Origin of the sequence: Pseudoxanthomonas sp. LH2527 (assembly GCF_022539275.1) — a bacterium.
Taxonomy (GTDB): domain Bacteria; phylum Pseudomonadota; class Gammaproteobacteria; order Xanthomonadales; family Xanthomonadaceae; genus Pseudoxanthomonas_A.
This window is the reverse complement of the sequence record NZ_JAKZBW010000008.1, coordinates 1-15,794: the sequence shown is the minus strand read 5'-3', so window position 1 is coordinate 15,794 and position 15,794 is coordinate 1. Positions and strand designations below refer to the sequence as shown.

At 67.6% G+C, this 15,794-nt stretch carries 15 protein-coding genes; 5 read left to right on the top strand and 10 right to left on the bottom strand.

The features are described 5' to 3' along the window. From MMG85_RS06285 to MMG85_RS06245, 9 genes are all read right to left on the bottom strand, one after another. Complete coding sequence (locus tag MMG85_RS06285; protein ID WP_241045261.1) at window positions 1-2,088, bottom strand: carbon starvation CstA family protein; 2,088 nt, start codon at window positions 2,086-2,088, stop codon at window positions 1-3. Between the two features lie 108 nt (window positions 2,089-2,196). Then, window positions 2,197-3,210 carry a magnesium/cobalt transporter CorA gene (corA, locus tag MMG85_RS06280; protein ID WP_241045260.1) on the bottom strand — a complete coding sequence of 338 codons (1,014 nt, stop codon included), beginning with the start codon at window positions 3,208-3,210 and terminating at the stop codon, window positions 2,197-2,199. Between the two features lie 136 nt (window positions 3,211-3,346). Further along, window positions 3,347-5,374 carry a glycoside hydrolase family 97 protein gene (locus tag MMG85_RS06275; RefSeq protein WP_241045259.1) on the bottom strand — a complete coding sequence of 676 codons (2,028 nt, stop codon included), beginning with the start codon at window positions 5,372-5,374 and terminating at the stop codon, window positions 3,347-3,349. A gap of 45 nt (window positions 5,375-5,419) precedes the next feature. Further along, window positions 5,420-6,598, bottom strand: a complete 1,179-nt coding sequence (locus MMG85_RS06270) for a DUF4105 domain-containing protein (protein WP_241045258.1) — start codon at window positions 6,596-6,598, stop codon at window positions 5,420-5,422. Continuing rightward, the gene (locus tag MMG85_RS06265; protein WP_241045257.1) at window positions 6,591-7,466 is read right to left on the bottom strand and encodes a transporter associated domain-containing protein; all 876 of its coding nucleotides are present in this window, start codon (window positions 7,464-7,466) and stop codon (window positions 6,591-6,593) included. The genes MMG85_RS06270 and MMG85_RS06265 overlap by 8 nt, the downstream gene beginning before the upstream one ends. 40 nt (window positions 7,467-7,506) lie before the next feature. After that, window positions 7,507-8,079: a hypothetical protein gene (locus tag MMG85_RS06260; protein ID WP_241045256.1), complete on the bottom strand. Its 573-nt coding sequence runs from the start codon at window positions 8,077-8,079 to the stop codon at window positions 7,507-7,509. Window positions 8,080-8,083: 4 nt separating this feature from the next. Next, window positions 8,084-8,572, bottom strand: a complete 489-nt coding sequence (gene ybeY, locus MMG85_RS06255) for an rRNA maturation RNase YbeY (protein ID WP_241045255.1) — start codon at window positions 8,570-8,572, stop codon at window positions 8,084-8,086. A 147-nt stretch (window positions 8,573-8,719) separates the two neighbouring features. Next, the gene (locus tag MMG85_RS06250; protein WP_241045254.1) at window positions 8,720-9,706 is read right to left on the bottom strand and encodes a PhoH family protein; all 987 of its coding nucleotides are present in this window, start codon (window positions 9,704-9,706) and stop codon (window positions 8,720-8,722) included. Window positions 9,707-9,735: 29 nt separating this feature from the next. Then, a complete protein-coding gene (locus MMG85_RS06245) occupies window positions 9,736-10,080 on the bottom strand; it encodes a hypothetical protein (RefSeq protein WP_241045253.1) in 345 nt (114 codons plus the stop codon). Window positions 10,081-10,180: 100 nt separating this feature from the next. Here MMG85_RS06245 and MMG85_RS06240 point away from each other — a divergent pair, with 100 nt between their 5' ends. Genes MMG85_RS06240 through MMG85_RS06220 form a run of 5 tightly spaced genes read left to right on the top strand, consistent with a single transcriptional unit; the run spans window position 10,181 to window position 14,327 of the window. After that, entirely contained in the window at window positions 10,181-10,888 is a 708-nt protein-coding gene (locus MMG85_RS06240) for a TetR/AcrR family transcriptional regulator (RefSeq protein WP_241045252.1), read from the top strand. After that, window positions 10,878-11,837 carry an HlyD family efflux transporter periplasmic adaptor subunit gene (locus MMG85_RS06235; RefSeq protein WP_241045251.1) on the top strand — a complete coding sequence of 320 codons (960 nt, stop codon included), beginning with the start codon at window positions 10,878-10,880 and terminating at the stop codon, window positions 11,835-11,837. The genes MMG85_RS06240 and MMG85_RS06235 overlap by 11 nt, the downstream gene beginning before the upstream one ends. 13 nt (window positions 11,838-11,850) lie before the next feature. After that, window positions 11,851-12,777, top strand: coding sequence for an ABC transporter ATP-binding protein (locus tag MMG85_RS06230; RefSeq protein WP_241045377.1), 927 nt, complete (start codon window positions 11,851-11,853; stop codon window positions 12,775-12,777). Continuing rightward, a complete protein-coding gene (locus MMG85_RS06225) occupies window positions 12,774-13,859 on the top strand; it encodes an ABC transporter permease (protein WP_241045250.1) in 1,086 nt (361 codons plus the stop codon). The genes MMG85_RS06230 and MMG85_RS06225 overlap by 4 nt, the downstream gene beginning before the upstream one ends. Window positions 13,860-13,895: 36 nt before the next feature. Next, a complete protein-coding gene (locus tag MMG85_RS06220) occupies window positions 13,896-14,327 on the top strand; it encodes a nuclear transport factor 2 family protein (RefSeq protein WP_241045249.1) in 432 nt (143 codons plus the stop codon). Window positions 14,328-14,338: 11 nt separating this feature from the next. Here the strand turns inward: MMG85_RS06220 and miaB are convergent, their stop codons facing one another. After that, window positions 14,339-15,745 carry a tRNA (N6-isopentenyl adenosine(37)-C2)-methylthiotransferase MiaB gene (miaB, locus tag MMG85_RS06215; RefSeq protein WP_241045376.1) on the bottom strand — a complete coding sequence of 469 codons (1,407 nt, stop codon included), beginning with the start codon at window positions 15,743-15,745 and terminating at the stop codon, window positions 14,339-14,341. Between the last annotated feature and the right edge of the window lie 49 nt (window positions 15,746-15,794).

Genomic DNA, 15,794 nt, shown 5'->3' with positions numbered 1-15,794 from the left:
TTACAGCCAGACCTTCTGCTGTTCCTCGCTCAACGCCACGTACGGCGTCTCGCGATCCGTGCGCGCGCTGCTGGCGCGCGCCTTGGCGATCGCACGCACGGCGTAGAACAGCACGCTGAACACCACGAACAGGAACAGCACCGTCAGCGCGGTGTTGACGTAACTGTTCACCACCACCTGGTGCATCTGGCCCATGCTCTTGGCGGCGCCGAGCAGCTGGCCGTCGGCGATGGCGGCCTGGTACTTCTTCGCCTGCGCCACGAAGCCGACCGCCGGGTTGCTGTCGAAGATCTTGATCAGACCGGCGTAGGTGGTGCAGATGAGCAGCCACACGGCGGGCACGATGGTGACCCACGCATAGCGGTCTCGCTTCATCTTGAACAGCACCACCGTGCACAACATCAGCGCAATGCCGGCCAGCATCTGGTTGGCGATGCCGAACAGCGGCCACAGCGTGTTGATGCCGCCCAGCGGATCCACCACGCCCTGGTACAGGAAGTAGCCCCACAGCGCGACGCAGCCGGCCGTGCCGATGACGTTCGCACCCCAGGAATCGGTCTTGCGCAGCGGCGGAATGAAGTTGCCCAGCAGGTCCTGCAGCATGAAGCGGCCGGCGCGCGTGCCGGCATCCACCGCGGTCAGGATGAACAGCGCCTCGAACAGGATGGCGAAGTGGTACCAGAACGCCATCATCGCGTCGCCACCGGGCAGGGCGTCGTGCAGGATCACCGCGATGCCGACCGCCAGTGTCGGTGCGCCACCGGCGCGCGAGATGATGCTGTGCTCGCCGATCTGCTGCGCCTTCAGTTCCAGCGCCTCCGGCGTGATCACGAAGCCCATGTTGCTGACCGCCGCCGCCGCGCTCTGCACGTCGGTGCCGAGTACCGCGGCCGGGCTGTTCATCGCGAAGTAGATGCCCGGGTCCAGGATCGACGCGGCCACCAGCGCCATGATCGCCACGAACGACTCCATCAGCATGCCGCCGTAACCGATGTAGCGGATGTGCGTTTCGTTGGCCAGCAGCTTGGGCGTGGTGCCCGAGCTGATCAGCGCGTGGAAGCCCGATACCGCGCCGCAGGCGATGGTGATGAACAGGAACGGGAACAGCCCGCCCTTCCAGACCGGGCCGTCGCCGCTCGCGGCGAACTCGGTGAAGGCCGGCATCTTCAGCGAGGTCACTTCCGGGCTGGCGATGACGATGCCGATCGCCAGCGCAACGATCACACCGATCTTGAGGAAGGTGGACAGGTAGTCGCGCGGTGCCAGCAGCAGCCACACCGGCAGCACCGCCGCGACGAAGCCGTAGCCGATCAGCATCCAGGTGATCTGCGTGCCGGTGAAGGTGAAGGCCGGGCCCCAGGTGGGATGCGCGCCGACCTTGCCGCCGAACCAGATGGCCAGCAGCAGCAGGACGATGCCGACCACCGAGATCTCGCCGATCTTGCCGGGCCGGATGTAGCGCATGTAGACGCCCATCAGGATGGCGATGGGCATGGTGGCGATCACGGTGAACATGCCCCACGGGCTTTCGGCCAGCGCCTTCACCACGATCATCGCCAGCACCGCCAGGATGATGATCATGATCAGGAACGCGCCGAACAGCGCGATGGTGCCGGCCACCTGGCCCATTTCCTCGCGGACCAGGTCACCGAGCGAACGGCCGTTGCGGCGGCTGGAGATGAACAGGACCATGAAGTCCTGCACCGCGCCCGCCAGCACCACGCCCACGATCAGCCACAGCATGCCGGGCAGGTAACCCATCTGCGCGGCGAGCACGGGCCCGACCAGCGGGCCGGCGCCGGCGATGGCGGCGAAGTGGTGGCCGAACAGCACGTGCTTGTTGGTGGGCACGTAATCCAGGCCATCGTTGTTGATGTGCGCCGGCGTGGCCCGGGTCGGGTCCAGCCCCATCACGTTCTTCGCGATGTACAGGCTGTAGTAGCGGTAGGCGACCAGGTAGATGGACACCGCCGCCACGACGATCCACAACGCACTGATCTGTTCGCCCTGGCGCAACGCCACCACGCCCAGGCATACCGCGCCGAGCAGCGCGAGCGCCGCCCAGCCGATCTTGGAAAAACCGTTCATTCGGTAACCCTCCGACAAGTCGCCACAAGGGTCCCCCCATGCGGGTAGCCGGTCAATCCGTAATGCTGGATTCGGCCTTCGACTTTGGTCGCAGTCCGGTGCGGAGGCTCAGAGCCAGCGCGAGCGCTTGAACAGCCGATACAGCCCGAAACAGGCCAGCGCCACGCCGGCGATGAGGATGGGGTAGGCGAAGCGTCCGTCGAGCTCCGGCATGTGCTCGAAGTTCATGCCGTACCAACTGGTGATGAGGGTGGGCGCGGCGAGCAGGGCGGCCCAGGCGCCCAGCCGCTTGACGATCTCGCCCTGCGCCAGCGTCACCAGCGACAGGTTCACGCTGAGCGCGGTGGTCAGCATCTCGCGCAGGGTGTCGGTGTATTCGTTGACGCGCAGCACATGGTCCTGCACGTCGCGGAAGTACAGCCGCACTTCTTCCGGAATCAGCACGCTCTGCGAGCGCGTCAGCTGCGCCAGCACGTCCTGTAGCGGCGCCACCGCCAGCCGCATCTGGGTCAGTTCGCGCTTCAGTTCGTACAGCTTCACCACCGTCACCCGCCGGTAGGTGTCGGCGAAGATGTCCTTCTCCAGCGCGTCCAGCGTCTGCTTGTACTGGTCGATGATGGGCCGGTAGTTGTCCACGACATAGTCCAGCACCGCGTACAGGCCATATGACGGACCGAGCGCCAGTAGCTCGGCTTCGCGCTGCACGCGTTCGCGCACCGGCGCGTACGACAGCGAGGCGCCGTGGCGCACCGTCACCAGATAGCGCGGGCCGAGGAAGGCATGGGTCTCGCCGAAGCGGATGCGGTCATCCACCACCTGCGCCGTGTGCACGGCCAGGAACAACGAATTGCCGTAGGCCTCCAGTTTCGGCCGCTGGTGCGCGTTCTGGGCGTCTTCCACGGCCAGATCATGCAGGCAGAATTCTTCCTGCAGCTTGTCCAGGATCGTGTCGGCCGGTTCGTACAGGCCCACCCAGATGAAGCTGCCGTCGTCGACGGCGAGGACGTCGCTGATCTCGTCCAGCCCGATGTCGCGCCGCTTGCCGCCCTGGTCGTAGACCACGCAGTTGATGACGCACGTGGGCAGGGCGGGTTTGCTATCGATGGCGGCGAGGTCATTCATGGCGTGGATCGTGCGCCAGAAGACCCGTATCCGACAAGTCGGATGCAGGTGTGGGAGCGACGTCAGTCGCGATGGCGCGCCTTGGACGCGTCACCATCTGTTCGCGACTTACGTCGCTCCCACAACCAGATTCACATCACTGCGCCACGAAACGGATCGCCTGTCCGCCGCCCGGTGCCAGCTTCAGCGTCAGCGTGTCGCCGCGGCTCACCGCGCGCTCCTCGATCACGATGTCCTGCGGCGCGGTCTTCCAGTTCGCCTTGTCGCCGTCGCGGTAGATCTGGGCGGTGTAGCGGCGGCCCTCGTCGAGGAACGACAGCGGCACCTCCAGCGTGCGGCCCTCCTCGTCGGTCAGCGCGCCGAGGTACCAGTTGGCGCCACCGCGCTCCTTGCGCGCGATGGTCACGTAGTCGCCGACTTCGCCGTTCAGCACGCGGGTGTCGTCCCAGTCCACCGGCACGTCCTTGATGAACTGGAACGGCGCGGGGTTCTTCTCGTAGTTCTCCAGCAGGTCGGCCGCCATCTGCAGCGGGCTGTAGATCACCACGTACAGCGACAACTGCTTGGCCCAGGTAGTGGCGATGCCGTCGGTGGAGCGCGTCTTCATGCCGAAGATGCCGGGCGTGTAGTCCATCGGGCCGGCCAGCAGGCGGGTGAACACCAGGTTGGCCTCATGCTCCGGCGGATTGCCGGGCTGGCCCCAGGCGCTGAACTCCATGCCTCGCGCGCCCTCGCGGGTGATCCAGTTCGGATAGGTGCGGCGCAGGCCGCTGTCCTTGATCGGCTCGTGCGGATTGACCGAGATGCGGCGCTTCGCCGCTTCCGTCACCACCTTCAGGTGATGGCGCGCCATGTCCTGGCCTTCGTGCCAGGCGTAGTGACGCTTGCCGTCGGTGCCGGTGACCTTGGCCTGGCTGGCATCGGCCACGTAGCCGGTCTTCACGGCCGGCACGCCGACGCGCTGGTACAGGTCGAAGGCATCGCCCAGCTGCGTCTCGTAGTGCGCGGCGTTGCCGGAGGTCTCGTGATGGCCGATCAGCGCCACACCCTTCGATTTCGCATAGGCCGCCAGCGCGGGCAGATCGAAATCCGGATACGACGTCGTGAAGCTGAAGTCCTCGCCGTTGCCGAACCAGTCGCCGTCCCAGCCCACGTTCCAGCCTTCCACCAGCACCCCGCCGAAGCCGTGCTTGGCGGCGAAGTCGATGTGCTTGCGGACGTTCTCGTTGGTGGCGCCGTGCTTGGGGCCTGATGCCCAGCTCTTCAGCTCCAGATGCATTTCCCACCACACGCCGACGTACTTCATCGGCTTCACCCACGACACGTCGCCGAGGGCGTTCGGTTCGTTGAGGTTGAGTGTCAGCGAAGACATCGCCAGGCCGGCGGCATCGTCGCTCAGCAGCAGCGTGCGCCACGGCGTGTCGAACGGCGCGGCGCGGACCACCTTGCCTTCGCCAATGCCCGGCGTCAGATCGGCCTTCAGCTTGCGGTCTTCCACCCGGGTCAGGTTCATGCCGCTGTAATCGACCAGCGCGGCCTCATGGATCGACAGGTGGGTGCCGTCGTCGAACTTGAAGGTGATCGGCGTCTGCGCGTCGCCGACCTGCTGCACCGGCGTGCGGTGGTACAGGTATTCCTCGCGGTTCCATTCGCCGGCGGGAATCCACCACGCGGTGGCATCACGCGCCAGCGAGAACTCGGTCAGCTCCTCGCTGATCTTCACCTGCTCCAGGCCGGCCTGCTGCGGGAAGCGGTAGCGGAAACCGACGCCGTCGTCGAACACGCGGAACACCACGTCGAAGCGGCGGAACGGCTTGGCCTTCTCCTTCAGCGTGACGGTCAGTTCGTTGTAATGGTTGCGGATGAAGCGGCGTTCGCCCCAGGGCTGTTCCCACGTCTCGTCGAACGTGCGCGTGCGCGGCTGTACGATCTCGAGGTTGCGCTCGAACTTGGGCGCGTCCAGCAGCAGGAAGCCGAGCCGCGACGGTGTGATGACCGGCTGGCCCTTGCGCGAGACCGCGTAGGCGGGCCGGCCGTCGTTGTCGGTGGACAATTCCACCACGATGGTGCCATCGGGCGATGCGACGCGTGGTCCCGGAGCGGCATGCGCGAGGTCCGTGCCGACGGTGAGCAGGACGATGAGCGTGAAGAGATGACGGAGCATGCGACCCTCGCGGTGAGCAGAGGGCCGCATCGTGCGTGGCGGGGCTCAGCGCGACAAGCGTCGCGGCATGAATACGTATGCAAGCGCGAGGTGTACCGGCAGCAGCAACGCGATCCATGTCTGGTTGTATTGCAGGCGCAACGGCAGCCAGTGCAGGAACCACGCAAGCAGGGCACCGCCCGCAACCGCAGCGATCAGCCAGCCGAACCAGGCCGGCGGCGTGCGGCGGCGCAGCACGGAAATTGCGCCGGGTATCAGCAGCACGCAGAGCGGATTCAGCAGCAGCAGGTTGCGGTTGGCCCAGGCCGCCCAGTGCTCGGTGAAGCCCCACAGGTAGACCAGCACGCCACCGGCGACGAAGCACAGCAGCCAGAACGGCAACGCCGCGGCGGCGATCGCGCGCGGCCAGCGACGGCCGGCAAAGCCGATCAGCAGCGCCGCGACGGCGCCGGCACCGAGCCAGGGCAGCCATCGGCGCGGCGTTTCCGCCGGTTCGGCAGCGATGCGGTGCGGCAGCAGCTGCATCTCCGACTGCACCAGCGGGCGACCCGCGGCGTTCTTCGCCTCGCGCAGGCTGTCGGCCAGCCGCATCGGCACGTACGCCTCTTCCCAGCGCGACATCGGCTTGTCCGCGCTCGGGCCGAGGCCCAGATCGAACCCCAGCCACATCCAGGTCGCCGGCGAGGCCAGCCGCACGGCCTCGCTGCGGAACGTGTTGCCGCGCGAACGGCCCGCGAGCTGCGACTTCAGCCGGCCGCCGAGCGCGGCATCCAGCGCGTCGCGCACCTGGGTGGAGCAGTTGGAGGTGAAATAGTCGTAGCGGTAGCGTGCATTCTCCGGCTTCGCCCGCTCGGCCAGCGCATCGGCCAGCGCCTGCGCCTGCGCCGGTGCCAGGTCCAGCCATTGCAGCGACACGCCGCGCCCGCTGTCGCGGTACTGCATCAGGTCCTGCTCGAACGGCAGCGCGACCAGGTAATACATCATGTGGCCGCGGGCGAAGTTGCCGACGAAATCGGCTTCGCCGGGATCGAAGAAGCCGAAGTTGTACGAGATGGCATCGCCCGTGGCGGGATCGACCACGACGATCGCGTTGTGGCCGAAGCGCTCGAAGAACACCTCGCCCGGCGCCATCGTCGCCACGCCGATCCGCGGCGCCGCCCACGCGCTGCCCGCCAGCAGCCACAACGCGCCCAGCAGCGCCAGGCGCGCGGCCACGTTACGCATCGGCCAGCACCCCGACATGGAAGGCGTGCACACGGCGCGCATCGGCGCGCGCGACGCGGAACATGAAGCGCCCCAGCGTCAGTTCCTCGCCGGTTTCCGGCAAGTGGCCGATGGCCGCGGTGATCAGCCCGCCGACGGTGTCGTATTCGTCGTCGAGGAAGTCGGCGCCGAAGCGCTCGTTGAAGTCGGCGATGGGCGTCAGCGCGTCCACCACGAACTGGCCGTCGGCCTGCGCCGCGATCAACGCGGCGCCGTCTTCGGCTTCGTCATGCTCGTCGTCGATCTCGCCGACGATCTGCTCCAGCACGTCTTCGATGGTGACCAGGCCGGCCACGCCGCCGTATTCGTCCACCACGATCGCCATGTGGTTGCGCGACAGGCGGAATTCCTTCAGCAGTACGTTGAGCTTCTTCGATTCGGGGATCAGCACCGCCGGGCGCAGCAACTCGCGCACGCTGCCGGGGCCGTTGTCGGCCACCACGCCGCGCAGCAGGTCCTTGGCCAGCAGGATGCCGAGGATCTCGTCCTTGTCCTCGCCATGCACCGGGAAGCGGGAGTGGCCCGACTCCACGACGTCCTTCATCAGATCGAGGAAGCGCGCTTCCACCGGCAGCGACACCATCTGCGCGCGCGGCACCATGACATCGCCCACGGTCAGGTCGGCGACCGCAATGGCGCCTTCCATCATCTTCAGGGTGTCGCCGGCAATCAGGCCGTCGGACTGCGCGTCGCGCAGGATGGCTACCAGGTCGTCGCGTGTGCTGGGTTCGCCGGAGAACGCCGAACTGAGGCGGTCCAGCCAGGTGCGCCGTTTCTCCGACGGTTTGTCGGAGCCTTCCGGCGCGAGGGTACTGTCGTCTTCGGACATCTCGGGAGCGTGGTCGCCCGTACCGGGCGGTGTGTTCAGTCTAACCCGGTTGGACGACCGGCGCAGGCGTCGGCGCGTCGCCCTCCGGGCCTTCCTCGGGCACGTCCTGGCTGTAGCTGCAGCCCACCAGCGTCTTGCCGGGATGGGACGACACATTGCTGACGTTGAGCACGGCCGAGTCGATCCAGACCTTGCCCGACACCGGGTCGCGGACGTCCTCGCTGCGGACTTCCTTGCCGAACATCGCCTTGGCCGGCGTGTCGATGGCGGTTTCCAGCGCCAGCTCTTTGGCCAGCGGCCGTGGGTCGGGCAGGTCGAGCAGGGCGACGACGCCGCCGCCGGAGAAGGCGATGTGGTCCGTGTCCTGCCCGAAGACGCGGATCGGCGTGGCCAGGCGGTACTCGGTCATGAACATGTTCGCCTGCGGCAACGGTTGCCAGCCCAGCGCCACCGCCTTCAGCGGATCCTCCAGCGCGGGCGCCAGCGCAGCGAGCTGCGCCAGGTCGCCGCGGCATTCGATCAGGCCGGCGAGATCGGGGCGCGCCTCCTGCGCGGCAGCGGGCAGCGGGAGGCACAGCGCCAGCAGCGGCGCGAAGGTCAGGACACGCAGCATGCCGTCAGTCTTCCGCATAGGGGTCGGCGATGCCGAGTTCGGCCAGGATCTCGCGTTCGAGCTGCTCCATGCACTCGGCCTCCTTGTCGTCCTCGTGGTCCCAGCCCAGCAGGTGCAGCGCGCCGTGCACGGTCATGTGCGCGTAGTGCGCGGCCAGCGGCTTTTTCTGTTCCTTCGCCTCGCGCGCGACCACCGGCGCGCAGATCACCAGATCGCCGAGCAGCGGCATCTTCACGCCCTTGGGCAGCTTGACGCCCTCGGCCATCTCGGCCGGAAAGCTGAGCACGTTGGTCGCGTAATCGCGGCCACGGTAGTGCCGGTTGAGCGCGCGGCCTTCCTTGCTGTCGACGATGCGGATGGCCAGGTCCGCCTCGCGGATGCGGCCCGCCAGCGCCGCCGCCACCCACTTGCGAAAACTCACCGCCGACGGAATGCCGGCGCGCGGCAGCGCGTAGCTGACGGCGACTTCGAGACGGACGGGGCCTTGGGTCATCTTCTTTGCTCGTCATTCCGGCCGGTGCCGGGTTTTCACCAGCCGCATGGCCGGTTATCCATTCTGCCGTTGCTTGGTGATGAGCGGCGCGCGACAGGGTAATCAACATGGATCCCGGCGTGCGCCGGGATGACGGCGGAGGAGAATCTACGCCGTCGGGCCAGTCTCGGCATCCTTGCCATCGCGTGCATCGTAAGCCCGCACGATCTTCGCCACCAGCGGATGACGCACCACGTCGCGGCTGGTGAAGAAGTTGAACGAAATGCCATCCACGCCGCGCAGCACCTCCAGCGCGTCCTTCAGGCCGGATTTCTGGTGCTTGGGCAGGTCGATCTGGGTCAGGTCGCCGGTGACCACGGCGGTGCTGCCGTAGCCGATGCGGGTGAGGAACATCTTCATCTGTTCGATGGTGGTGTTCTGCGCCTCGTCGAGGATCACGAACGCGTCGTTGAGCGTGCGGCCGCGCATGTAGGCCAGCGGCGCGATCTCGATGACGTTCTTCTCCAGCAGCTTGACCACCTTTTCCACGCCGAGCATTTCGTACAGCGCGTCGTACAGCGGGCGCAGGTAGGGGTCGACCTTCTGGCTCAGGTCGCCGGGCAGGAAGCCCAGCTTCTCGCCGGCCTCCACCGCCGGGCGCACCAGGATCAGCCGCTGCACGCGCGACTCGTTCAGCGCTTCGACCGCGCTGGCCACGGCCAGGAAGGTCTTGCCGGTGCCGGCCGGGCCGATGCCGAAGTTGATGTCGTGGGTGGCGATGGCATGCAGGTACTTGGCCTGGTTGGCGCCACGGCCGCGCACGGTGCCGCGCTTGACCTTGATGGCCACGTCCTGCGGGGCGTAGTCGGCCTCGGCGACGTGGTCGATGTTGGCCGCATTCAGGCGCAGGTGGATGGCCTCGCTGTCGAAGGTCTCGCTGGCGGATTCCTCGTACAGCGCGTGCAGCAGTTTCTCGGCGGCGGCGGCGGACTTCTCCGGCCCGGTGATGCGGAAGATGGCGCCGCGGTTGGCGATCTCCACGCCCAGGCGCAGTTCGATCTGGCGCAGGTGCGCATCGAACGGCCCGGCCAGGTTGGCGAGGCGCTCGACGTTCTCGGGCTGCAGGGTGAATTCGTGTGTGCTGGGGGCAGTCATGGGTGGGGCGGATGTCTCATGGCGTGGGGTCAGTGGCGCGTCTGCTCGTCCGCGTCGTCCACCGGCCATTGGTGGAAGACATAGACCTCGTCATCGACCAGCGCCTGGTCGAAGTGTTCGCCCTCGGGCGCGTCGTGGCGCTCGATCTGCAGCGGCTCGTCCTCCACCGAGATCACCTCCCATCCCTGCTCGCGGACGAAGGCGATGGCACGGCGCATCGGGTCCGGCGCGAAACCCGGCCGCAGGTAGCAGGTCACGAAGGCCCCGCCGGCCTCGACGAAGTCGGGGCTGTCAGGCAGGGGTCGGGCTTCCAGGGTGAACACCCACAGGCGCGGGCTATCGGAAGAAATGGCGGCGATTCCTGACGAACTCAAGGCGGGCGGGAAGCGTAACCCGTGGCCCTGACGCGAGCCATCACGCACCGCTCGTCGGAGCGGTATTGAAATTTAATTAATCAGTAAATTAAATGGTCCCATGAAGACCTCCAGACCTTTTTCGACCGAAGCGCCCGCCAGGAAACCGGCGTCCACCCCCCCGCGCAAGCGCGCCCGCGGCCGGCGACCCACCGCCGAGTCGGCCGACCTCCGCGCCACGCTGCTCGACGCCGCCCTGGCCTGCTTCGTCAGAAAGGGCATCGCCGGCAGTTCGCTGCGCGACATCGCCAGCGAAGCCAACGTGACGCCGGCACTGGTGCACTACTACTTCGGCGACAAGGCGCAGCTGCAGCAGGCGGTGGTGGCCGAGCGACTGCTGCCGGTGGTGGCGCAGATGCGCGAGCCAGTGATTCAGGCCGGCGAGGGCGACGTGGCCGCGCTGGTGGCGGGTTTCGTGCATGGCATCGGCGGCGTGGTCGAGCGGCATCCGTGGCTGCCCACGCTGTGGGTGCGCGAGATCCTCTGCGAGGGCGGCGCATTGCGCGACACGATGATCCACCAGGTCGGCCCGATGCTGCCGAAGATGATGGCGGGTCGGTTCGCCGCCGCGCAGCAGGCGGGGCAGCTCAACCCCGACCTGGACCCGCGCCTGCTGATGGTGTCGCTGATCGGGCTGACCATGTTCCCGATGGCGAGCGCGCCGATCTGGCGCCAGCTGTTCGGTGCGGACGACATCGACTTCAACGACCTGCGCCGGCACACGCTGGTGCTGCTGGACCGCGGACTGGAGCTGGACCATGCGAAGTGAACTGCAACGCGCCGCGCTGGCGGCGGTGATCCTCATGCTGGCAGGGTGCACGCCGGACGCGCCGCAGGCACTGGGTACGCTCGAGTGGGACCGGGTGACGCTGCCGTCACCGGTAGCCGAGAGGATCGTCCGCATCGACGTGCGCGAAGGGCAGCAGGTGGCGGCCGGTACACCACTGCTGCAACTGGAACTGACGCGCACGCAGTCGCAACTGGCCGCGACGCAGGCGCAGGCCACGCAGAGCCGCGAAGCGCTGGCGGAGCTGCGCGCCGGACCGCGCAGCGAGGATATCGCGCAGGCGCGGGCCAGCCTCGCCGCCGTGCAGGCACAGGCGCGCGATGCCGATGCCTACTACGCGCGCCTGCAGCCGCTCGGGCGGCGGCAGCTGGTCGCGGCGTCCGAGGTGGATCGCGCACGCGCCGCGTCGCACAGCGCGCAAGCGCAGGTGCGGCTGGCCCAAGCGGCGTTGTTGGAACGGGAACGCGGCACACGCAGTGAACAGGTCGCGCAGGGTGCGGCGGCATGGGTGGCTGCCGAAGCGCTGGCCAGCGTGCAAGCCGTGACGCTGGACAAGCTCAACGTGGTTGCGCCACGCGCGGGTCGCATCGACAGCCTGCCGTACAAGCTCGGCGATCAGCCCGGAGTCGGCGCACCCTTGGCGGTCATGTTGGTCGGCGAAGCACCTTATGCGCGCGTCTACCTGCCGCAGGCGCTACGCAACCGGCTCAAGGTCGACGACGCGGTGCGAGTACGGCTGGAAGGCCAGGACAAGACGTACGGCGGCCGCGTGCGGATGATCCGGAGCGAACCCAGCTTCACCCCGTACTTCGCGCTGACCGGCCAGGACGCGGCGAGGCTCAGCTACCTGGCCGAAATCAGCCTGGGCAAGGAGGCGGCCGACCTGCCGGTCGGTGCGCCAGTGCAGGTGGTGTCCGATGGCGACCAGTGACGGGAGCCTCGCGATCCGCGTCCGTGGACTGACCAAGCGCTTCGGCGCACTGGTGGCGGTGAACGACGTCGATCTCGACGTGCCGCGACGCAATGTCTACGGCTTCCTTGGTCCGAACGGCTCCGGCAAGTCCACCACCATCCGCATGCTGTGCGGCCTGCTGACCCCGAGCGCCGGCGACATCGAGGTGCTGGGCTTGCGCATTCCCGAGCAGGCCGACCCGTTGCGCACCCGCATCGGCTACATGACGCAGAAGTTCTCGCTGTTCGAGGACCTGACGGTGCGAGAGAACCTCGAGTTTCTCGCCGCGGTGCAGGACATCCCGCGCGCGCAGGCGCGTCGGCGCATCGACGCGCTGGTCGAGCAGTACCACTTCCAGGACCGGCAGAAGCAACTCGCAGGCACGATGAGCGGTGGACAGAAGCAGCGCCTTGCACTGGCGGGCGCGGTGATCCACGAACCGGAACTGCTGTTCCTGGACGAACCCACCAGCGCGGTCGATCCGGAGTCGCGCCGCGACTTCTGGGAGAAGCTGTTCGAGCTGGCCGATGCAGGCACCACGCTGCTGGTGTCCACGCACTACATGGATGAGGCCGAGCGCTGCCACCGCATCGCCATCCTCGACCGCGGCGTGCTGGTCGCGGACGGCACCCCGGAGGCACTGACCGGGGAGCTGGCCGGGCGCACGCTGATCGTCGAGGCCGCACAGCCGCGGCAAGCGCAGAAGGTGCTGATCGGCCTGCCGGGCGTGATCAGCGTGGCCCAGATCGGCAACGTGCTGCGCGTACTGCTGGCCGAGAACGGCGATGCCGCCGCGCGCATCGCGCAGGGTCTGCGGAGCGCGGGCATCGAAGCGGGGGTGTCGGCGTCGCCGGCCAACCTGGAGGACGTCTTTGTCTCCGCCACGCGCGGCCAGCCGGCGCGCGAGGAGGCCGCATGAACCTGCGCCGCCTGATGGCTGTGATGGTGAAGGAGGTCCGCCAGATGCGTCGCGACCGCATCACCCTGGCGATGATCGTCGGCATCCCGGTGATGCAACTGCTACTGTTCGGCTACGCGATCAACACCAACCTGCGCGACCTGTCCGCGGGCATCGCCGACCAGGCCCGCACCTCGGCGTCGCGCGCGCTGGTCGCGGACATCGTCGCCACCGGCGTGGTCGCGCCAACGCGGGAGGCGGCCACGCCTCAGCAGCTGGTGGATGCGATGCGCCGCGGCGAAATCAGCATCGGCATCGTCATTCCGCCGGACTACGAACGCCGTCGCGCGGAAGGTCGCGAGGCCGTGCAGATCTTCGTCGACGGCAGCGACAACGCCGTGCAGAGCGCTGCCGCCCAGCTTGCGCAGATGCCGCTGGACGGCAGCAGTGGTCCGCTGGCGACGCGCGCGATCAGCGTGGTCGGCTTCTACAACCCGCAGCGGCGCTCGGCGGTGAACATCGTGCCCGGGCTGATCGGGGTGATCCTGACCATGACCATGGTGCTGTTCACCGCCGTGGCCATCGTGCGCGAGCGCGAGCGCGGCAACATGGAGCTGCTGATCGCCACGCCGGTCAGCAGCGCCGAACTGATGATCGGCAAGGTGTTGCCGTACGTGGCCATCGGCCTGGTGCAGACGACGGTGGTGCTGGCGTTGGGCACATGGCTGTTCCAGGTGCCGCTGGGTGGCAGCCTGCTGCATGTCTACATCGCCGCCTGCCTGCTGATCGTGGCCAACCTGACGCTGGGCCTGCTGATCTCCACCCGCGCGCAGTCGCAGTTCCAGGCCATGCAGATGACGTTCTTCATCTTCCTGCCTTCGATCCTGCTGTCCGGCTTCATGTTTCCGTTCGCGGGCATGCCGAAGGTGGTGCAATGGATCGCCGAAGCGCTGCCGCTGACGCACTTCCTGCGCCTGATCCGCGGCGTGATGCTGCGTGGCGCCAGCCTGTGGGAGCTGTGGGCGGACGTACTGGCATTGCTGGCCTTCACCGCGGTGATGATGTCGGCGGCGATCCTGCGGTTCCGCAAGCGGCTGGACTGATAGGCTGGCGCTTCATCCCGACCCTGGAGTGCGGCAATGGACGAAGCGTCGATTGGTGCGGTGGTGGACGCCATGTACGCCATGATCTCGGGACCCGCCGGTCCCCGCGACTGGTCCACGCAGGCGGCGGTCTTCCATCCCGACTGCCGGCAGATCCGCACCGGTGTGGATGCGCAGGGGAAGCCGTGGCGGCAGTCGTTCTCGCTGGCGGAATACCGCGCCAATGCCGACGCGCTGCTGGCGCAGATGGATTTCTTTGAAGTCGAGACCGGGCGGGAAGTGCGCGTGTTCGGCAACATCGCGCAGGTCTGGAGCGCGTACGAAGCGCGCCACGCGCCCGGCGACGCCGTGCCTGAGCGGCGCGGCATCAACAGCATCCAGCTCTACAAGGGCGAGGACGGCTGGAAGATCATCCACATGATCTGGGACAACGAGCGCGACGGCGTGCCCTTGCCCGCCGTCGGCTAGCGTTGCTTGGCTCAGTCGGTGCCGACGATGCGGCCGCGCAGCGAGTTGGACAGCGCCTCGGTGATCAGCACATCGACGAACTGGCCGATCAACCGCGGAGGCGCGGGGAAGTTCACCGAGCGCATGTTCTCGGTCTTGCCGGTCAGCTCGTTCGGGTTCTTCTTCGACGGACCTTCCACAAGCACCGACTGCACCGTGCCGACCATCCGCTGCGAGATGCCGGCCGCATGAGCGTTGATGTGCTGCTGCAGGCGATCCAGGCGCGCATGTTTCACCGCGTCAGAGGTGTCGTCTTCCAGGTCGGCAGCCGGGGTGCCGGGCCGGCGCGAATAGATGAAGCTGAAGCTCTGGTCGAAGCCGACGTCCTCGATCAGCTTCATGGTCTTCTCGAAATCCGCCTCGGTCTCGCCGGGGAAGCCGACGATGAAGTCCGAGCTGATCGAGATGTCCGGGCGTACCGCGCGCAGCTTGCGGATCTTCTGCTTGAACTCCAGCGCGGTGTAGCCGCGCTTCATCGCCGACAGCACGCGGTCGCTGCCGGCCTGCACGGGCAGGTGCAGGAAGTTGGCCAGCTGCGGCACGTCGCGGTAGGCATCGACCAGGGAGTCGCTGAATTCGAGCGGGTGCGAGGTGGTGAAGCGGATGCGGCCGATGCCGTCGATCTCGGCGATGGTGCGGATCAGCAGGCCGAGGTCGGCGACTTCGCCGTCGCCCCCGCTTTCATCAGACGCGTAGCGGCCGCGATAGGCATTGACGTTCTGCCCGAGCAGGTTGATTTCGCGCACGCCCTGCGCGGCCAGCTGCGCCACTTCCACCAGCACGTCCTCGAACGGACGGCTGACCTCGGTGCCGCGGGTGTAGGGCACCACGCAGAACGAGCAGTACTTGGAGCAGCCTTCCATGATCGACACGAACGCCGACGGGCCCTCGGCGCGCGGCTCGGGCAGGCGGTCGAACTTCTCGATCTCGGGGAAGCTGATGTCGACCTGCGGCTTGTTCTGCTCGCGGCGGGCGCGGATCAGTTCCGGCAGGCGGTGCAGGGTCTGCGGGCCGAACACCAGGTCAACGTACGGTGCGCGCTTGACGATGGCCTCGCCTTCCTGCGACGCCACGCAACCGCCCACGCCGATGATGACGTCGCGGCCGCCGGCCTTCAGCGCCTTCCACCGGCCGAGCTGGCTGAACACCTTCTCCTGCGCCTTCTCGCGGATGGAACAGGTGTTGACCAGCACCACGTCGGCTTCTTCGGGGTTGTCGGTCAGCTCCAGCCCGTCGGAGGCGGCGAGCACGTCGGCCATCTTGGCCGAGTCGTACTCGTTCATCTGGCACCCGTGGGTCTTGATGTAGAGCTTTCCGCGCACCTGCTCGGGCGCGCGCGGGCGTCCGATGGGCAGGGGAACGAGGGCGGGGTCGGTCATGGCAGGGCCGGCCGTGGTCGGCAGTTCGGGGGCTTGCGTCCCGGTCATG

What these genes read in the sequence shown, in the direction of transcription:
- MMG85_RS06265 (WP_241045257.1), bottom strand. Translation starts at nt 7,466, where the DNA reads ATGTCCGAAGACGACAGTACCCTCGCGCCGGAAGGCTCCGACAAACCG.
- miaB (WP_241045376.1), bottom strand. Translation starts at nt 15,745, where the DNA reads ATGACCGACCCCGCCCTCGTTCCCCTGCCCATCGGACGCCCGCGCGCG.
- MMG85_RS06235 (WP_241045251.1), top strand. Translation starts at nt 10,878, where the DNA reads ATGCGAAGTGAACTGCAACGCGCCGCGCTGGCGGCGGTGATCCTCATG.
- MMG85_RS06250 (WP_241045254.1), bottom strand. Translation starts at nt 9,706, where the DNA reads ATGACTGCCCCCAGCACACACGAATTCACCCTGCAGCCCGAGAACGTC.
- ybeY (WP_241045255.1), bottom strand. Translation starts at nt 8,572, where the DNA reads ATGACCCAAGGCCCCGTCCGTCTCGAAGTCGCCGTCAGCTACGCGCTG.
- MMG85_RS06220 (WP_241045249.1), top strand. Translation starts at nt 13,896, where the DNA reads ATGGACGAAGCGTCGATTGGTGCGGTGGTGGACGCCATGTACGCCATG.
- MMG85_RS06270 (WP_241045258.1), bottom strand. Translation starts at nt 6,598, where the DNA reads ATGCGTAACGTGGCCGCGCGCCTGGCGCTGCTGGGCGCGTTGTGGCTG.
- MMG85_RS06285 (WP_241045261.1), bottom strand. Translation starts at nt 2,088, where the DNA reads ATGAACGGTTTTTCCAAGATCGGCTGGGCGGCGCTCGCGCTGCTCGGC.
- MMG85_RS06240 (WP_241045252.1), top strand. Translation starts at nt 10,181, where the DNA reads ATGAAGACCTCCAGACCTTTTTCGACCGAAGCGCCCGCCAGGAAACCG.
- MMG85_RS06275 (WP_241045259.1), bottom strand. Translation starts at nt 5,374, where the DNA reads ATGCTCCGTCATCTCTTCACGCTCATCGTCCTGCTCACCGTCGGCACG.
- MMG85_RS06225 (WP_241045250.1), top strand. Translation starts at nt 12,774, where the DNA reads ATGAACCTGCGCCGCCTGATGGCTGTGATGGTGAAGGAGGTCCGCCAG.
- corA (WP_241045260.1), bottom strand. Translation starts at nt 3,210, where the DNA reads ATGAATGACCTCGCCGCCATCGATAGCAAACCCGCCCTGCCCACGTGC.
- MMG85_RS06260 (WP_241045256.1), bottom strand. Translation starts at nt 8,079, where the DNA reads ATGCTGCGTGTCCTGACCTTCGCGCCGCTGCTGGCGCTGTGCCTCCCG.